This is a genomic window from Bordetella genomosp. 4, from assembly GCF_002261185.1.
In the GTDB taxonomy this organism is placed as follows: Bacteria; Pseudomonadota; Gammaproteobacteria; order Burkholderiales; family Burkholderiaceae_B; genus Bordetella_A.
Window position 1 is genome coordinate 1 of the sequence record NZ_NEVQ01000015.1, and the last position, 12,267, is coordinate 12,267.

General features: G+C 61.8%; 11 protein-coding genes. All 11 read right to left on the reverse strand.

Annotated features, from left to right (window positions below; all coding sequences use genetic code 11):
- Positions 1-381: 381 nt before the first annotated feature.
- The gene (locus tag CAL20_RS16345; protein ID WP_094820863.1) at positions 382-1,239 is read right to left on the reverse strand and encodes an isocitrate lyase/PEP mutase family protein; all 858 of its coding nucleotides are present in this window, start codon (positions 1,237-1,239) and stop codon (positions 382-384) included.
- Between the two features lie 92 nt (positions 1,240-1,331).
- Entirely contained in the window at positions 1,332-2,726 is a 1,395-nt protein-coding gene (locus tag CAL20_RS16350) for an FAD-dependent oxidoreductase (protein WP_256981576.1), read from the reverse strand.
- A gap of 74 nt (positions 2,727-2,800) precedes the next feature.
- On the reverse strand, positions 2,801-3,397 hold the full coding sequence (locus tag CAL20_RS16355) for a cysteine hydrolase family protein (protein ID WP_254923992.1): 597 nt from the start codon (positions 3,395-3,397) through the stop codon (positions 2,801-2,803).
- Positions 3,398-3,408: 11 nt separating this feature from the next.
- Positions 3,409-5,457, reverse strand: a complete 2,049-nt coding sequence (locus CAL20_RS16360) for a hydantoinase/oxoprolinase family protein (RefSeq protein ID WP_094838417.1) — start codon at positions 5,455-5,457, stop codon at positions 3,409-3,411.
- Entirely contained in the window at positions 5,454-7,124 is a 1,671-nt protein-coding gene (locus CAL20_RS16365) for a hydantoinase B/oxoprolinase family protein (RefSeq protein ID WP_094820860.1), read from the reverse strand. Before CAL20_RS16365 ends, CAL20_RS16360 begins: the two co-directional genes overlap by 4 nt.
- Before the next feature lie 23 nt (positions 7,125-7,147).
- On the reverse strand, positions 7,148-7,630 hold the full coding sequence (locus CAL20_RS16370; protein ID WP_094820859.1) for a LeuD/DmdB family oxidoreductase small subunit: 483 nt from the start codon (positions 7,628-7,630) through the stop codon (positions 7,148-7,150).
- A 67-nt stretch (positions 7,631-7,697) separates the two neighbouring features.
- On the reverse strand, positions 7,698-8,963 hold the full coding sequence (locus CAL20_RS16375; RefSeq protein ID WP_094820858.1) for a 3-isopropylmalate dehydratase large subunit: 1,266 nt from the start codon (positions 8,961-8,963) through the stop codon (positions 7,698-7,700).
- Entirely contained in the window at positions 8,963-9,673 is a 711-nt protein-coding gene (locus CAL20_RS16380) for an ABC transporter ATP-binding protein (RefSeq protein WP_094820857.1), read from the reverse strand. Before CAL20_RS16380 ends, CAL20_RS16375 begins: the two co-directional genes overlap by 1 nt.
- On the reverse strand, positions 9,670-10,425 hold the full coding sequence (locus tag CAL20_RS16385; protein WP_094820856.1) for an ABC transporter ATP-binding protein: 756 nt from the start codon (positions 10,423-10,425) through the stop codon (positions 9,670-9,672). Before CAL20_RS16385 ends, CAL20_RS16380 begins: the two co-directional genes overlap by 4 nt.
- Positions 10,418-11,386, reverse strand: a complete 969-nt coding sequence (locus tag CAL20_RS16390) for a branched-chain amino acid ABC transporter permease (protein ID WP_094838418.1) — start codon at positions 11,384-11,386, stop codon at positions 10,418-10,420. Before CAL20_RS16390 ends, CAL20_RS16385 begins: the two co-directional genes overlap by 8 nt.
- Before the next feature lie 2 nt (positions 11,387-11,388).
- Complete coding sequence (locus CAL20_RS16395) at positions 11,389-12,264, reverse strand: branched-chain amino acid ABC transporter permease (protein ID WP_373558308.1); 876 nt, start codon at positions 12,262-12,264, stop codon at positions 11,389-11,391.
- Between the last annotated feature and the right edge of the window lie 3 nt (positions 12,265-12,267).

Genomic DNA, 12,267 nt, shown 5'->3' on the forward strand with positions numbered 1-12,267 from the left:
CACGCCACCCCGCCGCATGCCCGGACCGATCGCCATTTTCGGGGGTGCAGGGCACCCGAAAATGGCAGCCCTGCAAGATCTTCCTCTTTGCCAACACGGTCACAGAAAAACGCCAAGCAAGACAACCGTGCCAGCGATGTGATGAGCTTGAATTACTGCGAGTCGAGCCGAGGCAATCGGGCCGTGAGGGCGCCTCAAAGCCGAGTGGAGCGGATGCTGAAGGGAGGCCCGTAGGGGCCGGACGAAGCGAGCGAACACGATGTCCGGCGCCCGCGCGCCGGACCGGCTTTGTGAAGCCCGCACGGCCCGATTGCCTCGGCTCGACGTCCATAAGCACACCACCCTCAGCCACACCTAATCCCTAAACTCTAGACCCGACGATTACCCCTCGTACCTCTCCCCCGCAGCCAACAATTCCGGCGTCCCAATCACCGCATTAAGCCCGTCAAAATCCAGCATCTGTTCGCGCCACGGCCCCGTACTGCCGTTCTGCCTCAGGCTACCGTAATAACCCGCCAACGTATGCGCCACCGCCCGCGCGGTCCCGCCCGGAAAGATCACGATACGAAAACCCACGTCGGCTAATTCGGAGGCAGCTTTGATCGGCGTCTTGCCCCCCTCGACCATATTGGCGAGCAACGGCACACGTCCCGCAAAGCGAGAACATGCTGCCTGCATCTGCTCAGGTGTACGCAGCGCCTCGATAAACAGCGCATCAGCGCCGTCTTCCAGGTAGTGTTCGGCGCGATCCAACGCAGCGTCCAGGCCCTCGACAGCAATGGCGTCAGTGCGTGCGAGGATCAGCGTATCGGCGGTATGCCTCGCATCGACAGCGGCGCGCAATTTGCCGCGCATTTCGTTGACCGGCACCACCGTTTTACCGTCCAGATGACCGCAACGCTTTGGGAAAGTCTGATCCTCGAGCTGGATCATCGCCGCCCCAGCGCGCTCGAAGCCGCGCACCGTGCGTTGCACATTCAGTGCATTTCCGAACCCCGTATCCCCATCCACGATCACAGGCACCGACACACGCTCTGCGATACGGGCCAAAGTATCCTCGACTTCGGTATAGGTCGTCAGACCGACATCCGAACGCCCCAATCGGGTATAGGCGATCGAAGCGCCCGAGAGATAGAGCGCATCGAACCCGGCCTGCTCCGCGATCAACGCTGACAAGGCGTCGTAAACGCCAGGCGCCAGAACGCAGCCCTGGGCCAGTTGTTGCGCAAGCTTTTTCATCCTTGTGACTCCGAGAAACTTCAGTAATTAGGCCAGGAACGTAAGGTATGACCCCGCACCTATTGAATGGCCGATCTTTTCGTTGAGCAGCGCTATAGCGGCCGGCCCAGCAATTCTGCGGCTGTCGCCGCGGCGATATATCCCCCCGCCACGGCACTCAGCAGGCCGTTGCCGGAGAGATAGCCCGATACCTCATTCCCCGACACGCCGCGAGCAGCACCACCGGCAGCGAGCAAATTGGGAAAAACGTTGCCGTTCGTGTTCAACACTCGGCACTGCGCATCGATGTCCAACCCGCCTTGCGTATGGAATAACGCACCCGTCACCTTGATCGCGTAGTACGGCGCCTCGAGACGGCGCGTGAAACGCCGGCCGAACGCGTCAGCCAGATCGTGGGACACGGATGCCAGAGTAGCCGTCAGCGTTGTCTCGTCACAGCCGATGATATCCGCCAATGCCGCAGCATCAGCAGCACACCGCAATGCACCGCCCGCCTCCGCGTCCCGGAAATCGGGAAACTCGCGCAACAGCGCCAATGTGTGTGCGTCAAACACATTCCATGCGACGCCTTCCGGTTGCGCCAATACGTGCACCGCGGCCTCGGAATACCCCTGCGTTTCGTCGTGAAAACGCTTTCCGGCACGATTGATCTGCACACCGCCATCCATGATGACTGCCCATGAAATCAACGCGCCCTGAGGAATCGCCCACGAGCCATGTCCCTGATAACCGCCCATATCGGCCAATCGCGCACCCAATTGCAGGCCCCATTGCACCGCACTGCCATCGTTGCCCACGTGTCCGCCGTACTCGGCGTCGGCCATTGCAGGCAGATATTCCCGGCGCATGGCGAGATTGCCGCCAAAACCATTGCAAGCGAGCAACAGCACATCGCAGCCGATCACCTCTCTGCCACCATCAGGCCGCTCGCACCCCACGGCCGTAATACGGCCATCGGCGTCGCACCATAATTCCCGGGCGATGGTATCGGTCAACAGATAGGCGCCGGCCTCAGTGGCCGTGTTGGTCAACGCACCAACCAAAGCCGCGCCTGTACGTTCCGGCAAGCTATGCATACGGCGCGCATGATGGCCGGGGTACAGAAAACCGTCCAGGACCTCAAACGTCAATCCCGCCTCTTGCAACGCGTCGATAGCCTGAGGAATCGCCTCGGTATAGGCCGTCACCAGATGAGGCGCCGCCTGGCCATGCGCCTTGGCACGAATGTCGGCCGCAAATTCGGCCGGGCTATCTGTCACCCCGGCAAGCTGTTGGGCACGCGTGCCCGCAGCCGGAATAAAGCCCGAGGACAGCGCGGTGGAGCCGCTGGGCACCGCGTCCCGCTCGATCAGCACGCATTCAATCCCGGCACGCCCCAATCGCCAGGCAGCCGTCAAACCGCAAGCGCCCGCGCCAATGATCACGACGGGCACCCGCTCACCAGCGGGGGCCGGCCCTCGGATAACACGAGGACCATGCTCGTCTATAGGCACCGGATCTTGCGCAACACGGCGCAAATTATCGCTAGCTGACACTGGCTCCTGCGAGACGTGGCCTACACTCATTTCGACAGACTCGCGATAAATTCCGCACACGTCGCAATGTCGGCCACCGTACGCAAATCCGCCAACGCCGCATCGTGCATCTCGGGTCTGGGCGCAGCACATCCATCGGCCAATACCGTCACGTGATAATCCCGCATGTGCGCATCGCGTGCCGTGCTGGCCACGCCGCCATTGGTGACAATGCCGCAGATGGCGACATGGTCGATACCGGTGCGGCGCAGCACCCAATCCAGTTGGGTATTGAAAAACGCGGAATACGCGACTTTCCAGACCGACACATCGATGAGTCCATCCAACTCGGCGACACAGCCATGACCGGGGCTGCCCGCGACAAAATCGCCGCGCTTTAAAAATGGACGCAGGCGGCGCAAGTGTGGCGAGATCATCGGCTCGCCCTGGGCATCCGGCCACAGCGTGAACTGGCTGGCTGCCACATACCCTCCGGCCGCTTTGACCGCCTGTGCGACAGGCGCCACGCGTGCAGGCAATGCACGAGCCTCGGGACTGACCGCGCCGCCGCGATCATAGGCGCCACCGGGCGTCAGAAAGTCGTTTTGCAGATCGACGACGATGAGTGCTGTTGAACGTGACACGAGCGTGCTCCTTATTCCTGGCGCGAGATCAAGAGATTGCCCAAGGCGTCCACTTGTCCACGGAATCCCGGTTCCAGCCAGATGGTGGTGTCGGGTTGCTCCAGGATCGCAGGCCCATCCACGTGTGCGTCTATCGGCAGGGCGAGCCGCTCGTAACGCACCGCGTCCCACCATTGCCCGCCGTGGTAGACACGCTGCGTGCCCAGCGATGCGGGCATATCAGTCGCGGTCGGGGCCAACAAAGCCAAATCGAATTTGGGCCGCTGACCGATCCGTGCATAACGCAAGTTCAAGACACGGATCGCGATGCCAGCCAAGCTGCGGCCATATGCGCGGCGATATGCAGCCTCAAAAGCCGCGCCAATCGCAGCGCGATCCAGCGCCTCGCGCGAGACCTCAACGGTCACGGTGTGGCTCTGGCCTGCATACAGCATATCCAGTTCGATACTCTCGCGCACACCCTCGAATGCCATCCCTGCGGAATCCAGGCGCGCCTGGCATGCCTGGGCCAAGGCATCGATGCGTGCAACCAGCTCGTCGACGTTCAAGCCGTCCAGCGTCACGTTCAATGTCTGCACGCCGTCATGACGCATATCCGCCATCACGCAACCCAATGCCGATGTCACGCCGGGAAAGCGAGGAATCAGTCCGCGCGTGCAGCCCACCTCGCGCATCATCGCGCAAACATGCAACGCGCCGCCGCCGCCGAAAGGCATGTAGGCGAACTTGCGCGGATCGTGGCCGCGTTCGATCGAAACCACACGAATCGCGCCAGCCATCTTGGCGTTTGCCACCGTCAGGATGGCCTCGGCGGCCGCGTACGCGTCCAAGCCCAGCGGCTGCCCCACGTGCGTGTCGATCGCCGTGTGTGCCAATTCCGTATTCATTTGCGCCAACAGCCCGCCGCCCAGTGGGCGATCTGCAGCTATGCGGCCCAACAGAACATTGGCGTCCGTGACTGTAGGGCGCGTATTCCCGCGTCCGTAACAGGCCGGTCCGGGAATGCTGCCGGCTGATTCCGGTCCGACTTGCAGCAAACCTCCTGCATCAACGCTGGCGATCGAGCCGCCGCCCGCGCCAATGGTCTCGATTTGAATCATCGGCGCACGAACCACCATGCCGAACTCAATCGACGTCTGCGCGGCCAGCGATGCTTCTCCGCCCGCGACCAACGAAACGTCAAACGACGTACCGCCCATGTCGCCGGTCACCACGTCCGGCAAACCGGCCGCACGCGCTATGGCTGCGCACGCAATCACGCCTGCCGCCGGTCCGGATAGCGCCGTACGCACCGGCACATCGCACGCGGTTTGACGCGACATGACGCCGCCGTTGCTTTGCACCACCAATAGTTCACCTTCGAACCCGTGGCTTTTCAAATCGGTTTCCAGGCGCGAAAGATAGCTGCCTACGACGGGCTGCAACGATGCGTTCAAGGTCGCGGTCGAGCAACGTTCAAATTCGCGGATCTCGGGCAATACTTCGGTCGCAGCCGTGACATTGCTGTTTGGCCATATCTGGCGCACACGTGCGACGGCGGCTGCTTCGTTGGCGGGATTGGCGTAGGCGTTCACAAAGAACACACACACGGCCTCGCACCCCAAGGCCAGCAGTTCACGTGCCGCCGTCGCCACCTGGTCCAGATCGACCGGCGTGTGAATCGTCCCGTCAGCCAAAACCCGTTCGCTGACCTCGAAGCGCAAATCGCGTGATACCACCGGCTCGTAGTTGCCACGCAAACCCCAGGTTTGCGGACGGTCACGGCGGCGCATCTCCAGTACGTCGCGGAATCCCTCGGTCGTGATGATGCCCGTACGAGCGACTTTACGCTCCAGCAAGGCATTGGTGCCCACCGTCGTACCATGCACAATGGTCGCAATGGCATCAGCGCCGTCGGCCACACGCTCGATGCCGTTCATGAAGCCCCGGGCTTCTTCGCCACGGGTCGAAGGAACTTTCACCACACGGGCGCTGCCGGCTTTTTCATCCAACACAAAAAGATCGGTAAACGTCCCACCGACATCCACCCCGACCACCAACGATTGCTGCGCGGCGCTCATGCTGCCTGCTCCTGTTCTGCTTGACTGACATATCCCATTTTCTGGTCGCGCTCGCGAGCCTGTGCCGAACGGGCCTGAGGCGATCCGTAGCCGCCGCCTCCCGGCGTTTCCAGGCGCACACGTTCACCGCGTTTCAAGCGTATGCCCAACATTTTTGAGGTCATGGGTGGGGTATGCCATTGCCCCTCGTTTTCGTACTTGAAGACGTTGGGAACGGCCGATGTCCCCCCTGCGATACCCTTCGGCGCGCTGCGCCCGCGTTCACCAAAGATAAACGCCTCGGCGCTGTCTTCCAGCAGCTCGATTTCGTAGATGGCGCCCAGGCCGCCGCGGTGCTGGCCGTCGCCGGCAGAGTCCGGACGCAAGGCCCATTGCGTAAAACGCACCGGATAGGCGGCCTCCAGGATTTCCAGCGGCGGTATGGTAGCTGTGGAAATCGGCGCATTGCCATGCGACAAGCCATCGCCATCGCTGTGGCCGCCATGTCCGCCGCCAAAGAAACTGAACATCACCCAGCGCTGTCCCTTGCGCGCCTCGTCGCTGCGGTAACCGGCGATCGACAGCGCATTGATAGTGCCGTAAGCCTGAGCGGGCGCGCGTTCTGGTGCAGCCTGAGCCACCGCGCAGAAAATAACGTCGATCATGCGCAAGATGGTTTCGGTATAACCGCCTACGGGCCGTGGACGTGCGGCCGAGATCAGCAAGCCATCGGGCAGCACCACGTCTACAGCGTCCAACACGCCTGCATTCGCCGGCACATCGGGGAACACATGCTTCAACGCCACATAGCAGGCCGCGATGGCCGTCGCGCGTGAAATGTTCACAGGCCCCGCGCAAGACGGCGAGGTCTCGGAAAAATCCAGGGTCAGTTTGTCCCCGGCTACCCGCAGCTTCAGCGCAATGGTAAGCGTCTCGTCGCGGACTCCATCGTTGTCCAGCGTATCCGCAAAGGCATACTCGCCGTCCGGCAGGCGTTCTATGTGATCACGCATCAGACGCAGCGCCCGCAGGCGCAGGGTCTCCAATGCATCCTTGACCGTGCTGTCGCCGTACTCGCCCAGCAAGCCGTCCAGCCTCCCTGCTCCGAGTTCCAATGCAGCCAGCTGGCCGTTCAGATCGCCCCAGAGACTATCGGGCAGGCGTGTATTCGCTTTCAGGATGGCCAGCACGTCTGCGTCGAGCGTACCCCCACGCACGATACGTACGGGCGGAATCTGCACGGCCTCTTGCCAACACTCTGTCGCCGACGGGTTGTAGTTGCCAGGCACGGCGCCGCCGATGTCATGCCAGTGCGCGGCCGACGCCAGAAAACAAAACAGCTTGCCGTCACGGAAGACCGGGCGCACCAGCTTGAAATCGTTGGCATGAGTGCCGCCGTCATAGGGATCGTTGAACAGCCACACATCGCCATCGACCATCCCGCCGCGTTCGGCGGCGGCACGCGCAGCCGCCTGCACAGCAAAGGACATCGCGCCGACAAATACCGGTAAACCGGATTTTCCCTGCACCAGGGTCGCGCCCGACTCGGCGTCGTACAGGCCATGGCATGCATCATGAGCCTCTGCGATGATGGGATTGAAGGCGCTGCGATACAGCGTCGCATCCATCTCATCGGCGATTTGTTCCAGCCGTCCCTTCAGGACGGCCAAGGTCACGGGGTCAAGCATGATTCGATTCCAGTTTGTCGTGATCAAGACGGCCGGCTGCGCGTCTTCAGTAGGTTCAAAAGACCGCCCGCGCGCACCATATCCAGCAGAAAATCCGGCACGGGTTCACAGGTCAGCGTCTGGCCTTGTTCGTTGCGGACGAGGCCATGATCCAGGTCTAACGTCACCTGCTCGCCCTCGGCCAATTGCTCGGCCTGCGCGCACGTCAACAGCAATAGCCCCACATTGAAGGCATTGCGGAAAAACAAGCCGCTGAATGACGGTGCTATCACCGCCGCTACGCCCAAATGCACCAGCGCCGCGGCCGCCTGCTCGCGCGAGGATCCAATGCCAAAATTAGGCCCGGCGACCAAGACATCTCCGCGTTGTACCGCCGATGCAAAATCGGGCCGCACCCGTTGCAGGCAGTGACGTGCGATCTCGTCGATGCCGAATTTCATATAGGCGCCAGGCGCCAGGGCGTCGGTGTCGATATCCTCACCGACACGCCATACGCGTGCGCTCATTGGATTCTCCTGCTATGCGTCACTGTGGGCAGGCACAGGGGTTCATGCACGTCAAGGTATCGCATCATCACTGCATCACCTCACGCGGGTCGATAATGCGGCCCGCCACGGCGGCAGCTGCCACACTGTACGGCGAGCCTAAATACACCTGTGCGGACTCCGAGCCCATGCGGCCTTTGAAATTGCGGGCCGTGCTGGAAATCACCGTGGCGCCATCCGGGATCGAGCCGCCGTAGCCGGCACACGCGCCACATGTGGTCGGCAATACTTGGGCCCCGGCGTCGGTCAACACTTGCATGACGCCCTCCTGTGTCGCGGCAGCTTGGTCTTTCATGCTGGCTGGCGCGACAATCAGGCGCATGCCATCGGCCAGACGCTTGCCGCGCAACACTCTCGCAGCGGCTCGCAGGTCCTCCAGTTTGGCGCCGGTACATGCGCCGATATACGCCGCCTGCACCGCAATATCGCGATAGCTGCCCGCATCGCGCGCATTGGCAGGGCTATGCGGGGCCGCCACCTGCGGGGCCAATGCACTGGCATCAAAGTCATACCATTCGGCATCGCAGCCCTCATCGCTGTGCCAACGCTGCACGTCGAGCGGCTCGGTCACACCGACCTCGCGCAACCAGGCTGCAGTCGTCTCGTCCGGTGCCACCAGCCCGACTTGCGATCCGAGCTCCGCACTCATATTGGAGAGGGTCATGCGCTCCGGCATGGACAGAGCCCGGACTGCCTCGCCGCAGAACTCCACCGCCTGATACTGTCCACCGTTCATGCCATAGCGGCCAATCAGATGCAGCATCATGTCCTTGGCCGTCACGCCGTCGGCCAGGCGGCCGTTCCAACGCATCATCAGCGTCCGTGGCACCTTGACCCAGATCTGCCCCGTGACAACCACGCCCAGCATTTCGGTACTGCCCACGCCGAACATATACGCGCCAAACGCCCCACCGGTCGGCGAATGCGAATCCCCGCCGACACAGAACATGCCGGGGCGCAAATGACCGCCCTGCGGCACCACGACATGGCAGATGCCCTGGCTGTCATAGACGTGCGGCAAGCGCTCACTGCGCGCCCAATCCCGCGCAATACGCACGATGCGGCGCGATTCGTCGTCCGATTCCGGCACATAGTGATCGATCACCAGCACCACTTTGTCGCGGTCCCAGATTGTCGCGCCCAACTCGCGCAACATGGGCTCCAGCCGGCGCGGGCCGCTGGAATCGTGAAACATCGCCAGATCCACGGAGCACGTCACGATCTCGCCTTCGGCGACCGTATCGCGACCGCTCGCGGCAGCGATCAGTTTTTGTGCCAGGGTCTGTTTCATCATTACATCCCCAAATATGCCCGGCGCACATCATCGCTGGCCATCAACTCTGCACAGCCGCCGCTATGGCGAATGGCGCCGTCTTCCAGGACATAGGCCCGCTGCCCGACCTCGAGCGATTGGCCCACGTTCTGCTCGACCAACAGGATCGATAAACCGTCTTCGTGCAAACGGCTGATCAAACCGAACATTTCTTCGACCATCAGCGGCGACAGGCCCAACGAGGGTTCGTCCAGAATCAGCAAGCGCGGCTCGGCCATCAAACCGCGTCCGATCGCCAGCATCTGCTGTTCGCCGCCGGACATCGTTCCCGCGAACTGCGTCAGACGCTCGCCCAGACGGGGAAAAATCGTCAACACGCGATCCAGATTGGCGGCACGCCGCTCACGCGCCCGCGTGAAAGAGCCCAATTCCAGATTCTCGCGCACACTCAGATTGGGAAATACCCGGCGCCCCTCCGGCACTTGAATCAGGCCAGCCTTTACGACCTCGCGGTAATGCTTGCCCGTCAAGTTCTGCCCATCAAAACGCACCTGGCCTTCCCAGGGTCGATAGATGCCGCATAAGGTGTTGTTCAGCGTGGACTTGCCTGCGCCATTACTGCCCAGCAGCACGACAATCTCGCCTTGTTCGACGTGCAGATCGACGCCGCGCAGGACCTCCATACGGCCATAGCCAGCTCGCAGGCCGCTGACTTCCAGTAACGCGCTCATGCCCGCACCTCCATCGCCGCGATGCGCGCGGCCGCGCCATGGCCGAGATAGGCCTCGACCACCGCCGGGTCACGCGTGACCGCCGACGGCGTGCCATCGGCAATCAATCGCCCCTGCGCCAATACCCATACATGTTCTGCCAGGCTCATGACGGCACGCATCACGTGTTCGATCATCAAGACAGTGATGCCATCTGCCGTCAACTGACGCACGACGGGAATCATCTCGTCGATCTCAGCTGGATTCAGTCCGGCCAGCACTTCGTCGAGCAATAACAAACGAGGCTGCGTGGCCAAGGCCCGGGCCAGTTCCAAGCGCTTGCGGCCCGCCACGGTCAGATCGGCCGCGGGCTTATCCAATTGGCGATGCAGATTCACCCGTCTCGCAATGACCTCGGCAGCCTCCAGCGCCTGCGCGCGATTGGCGAGGCGCAAATGCGCGCCTACCGCTATGTTCTGCCGCACCGTCTGCGCGCCAAAGGGCTGCACCACCTGGAAGGTGCGAGTCAGCCCCAACTTTGCCGAGCGTTGGGGCGCCATCCCCGTAATGTCCGTCCCGTCAAAGACGACACGCCCTTGTTGCGCACGCAAAAAACCGGACAACAAACCGAATAGCGTCGTTTTGCCAGCGCCATTGGGCCCAACCAGTGCGGTCAAGCTGCCGCGCGGCACGGCCAGGCTCACATCCTGTACCGCTTTTACCCCGCCAAACGTAATCGAGAGATTCTCTGCCTGAAGCAAGATATCAGCCATGGCTACGCCCCTTTTGACTAAACAGGCGCATCACTGGCTGGCCATAGCCCGATAATCCGCGCGGCGCAAACATGACGATCACAATCAAGACGACGCCATAAATCACCATGCTGATACCTGGCAACTCGCCGAACAAATTGCGCGTAAAGTCCGCCAATACATGCAGCGCCACCGCGCCTGCAATCGGCCCCCACAAGGTACCAATGCCGCCGACAATCGCTCCCACCAGCGCCTCGACCGATACCGCGGGCCCGAACGCGATCGACGGATCGATGTACTGAAATACCTGCACGTAGAACGCGCCTGCCGCGCTCATGAAGGCCGCCGAGATCGCAATACCCTTGAGCTTGATGTTCAACGGGTCTACGCCGATGGCACGTGCCGCATCCTCGTTATCTCGCACGGCTTGCAGATACGCGCCGAAACGCGAATGCCGCAGCCACGCCGTCACCGCCAACGCCAACACCACGAACGCCAAGATCAAATAGATATAGCCGTGACGCGAGGCAAACTGCATATTGGCCACGCCCTCTTTCAACGGCACCATCAAGCCTACACCGCCGCCCGTGAACGACACGGACCCCGCGACGATGCGAAACACCTCGGCAAAGGCCAACGTCACCAGCGCAAAATAGGAACCACGCAAGCCATAGCGAAAGGTCAGCGCCCCCACCGCCAGCCCCACCAGCGCGCCGCAGACGATTGCTATCGGCAACACCATCCACGGGTTGAGACCCCAGTTCAGTTGCCCTAATGCCTGCGCATAGGCCCCAACGCCAAAAAACAGGGCGTGACCAAACGACAACTGACCGCCATAGCCGCCCAGGATATTCCAGGCCTGAGCCAGCAACGCCGCATACAGCGACATCATGATGAACGTCAGCCATACGCCGGACTGGACGAACATCGTCGCCACAGCCACCGCCAGGGCGAAAATCAGGATCGCGTAAAAATCCTTCATGGTCAGGCCCTCGCCCCAAACAGCCCCTGCGGGCGAAACAGCAACACGAGAATAAAGATCGCAAAGATGCCCATCTGGCCCAACGAATCTCCCAGAAACAAGCCACCCAACGATTCCACCACGCCGATCAGCAAACCGCCGACCAAGGCGCCGGCAAAGCTGCCCATACCGCCCAGCACCACGATGGTGAAGGCGATCAGCACAAAGCCGCTGCCCACCTGCGGATTGACGTAATACGCCGGCAATAGAAAACAGGCTGCAGCGCCCAGGCAGGCCATGCCTATCGCAAACGACAAGGCGTAGACGCGCTCTACGTCTATACCCATCAGTTTGGCGCCCTGTTTTTCCTTGGCCACGGCGCGTATTGCGCGACCCAGATCCGTGCGGCGGATCACCCACAGCAGCACGGCCGCCACTACCATCGCCCCCGCAAAGGCGATGAGTTTGGGCAATGCGATCAAAGCCGGCCCGATCTCCACCGTGGACAGGGTATAGGCCGTATCAATACTGCGCGTATCCGATTTGAACCACACCAGCGCCAGGTTCTCGAGCACGATCGAGAGACCCAAGGTAACTAAAAGAATATTCTCGTCCTTGCCGTGGCTGGCGCGGCTGATGATGACGCGCTGCAGGAAATATCCCAGCACAAACATGCCCGCCATCACGAACGGCAGCGCCATATAGGGATCCAGCCCCAGACGCTCTTTCAGCAGATAGACAGCGTACAACGCCACCATCAGGGCAGCGCCGTGCGCGAAATTGATGATGTGCAAGACGCCGTAAATCAGCGTCAGGCCCAACGCTACCAACGCGTACACCGCGCCCGTGGTCAGGCCGTTGAGCACGGCAGACAATAGAATGGCAGGATCCCACAACATCGT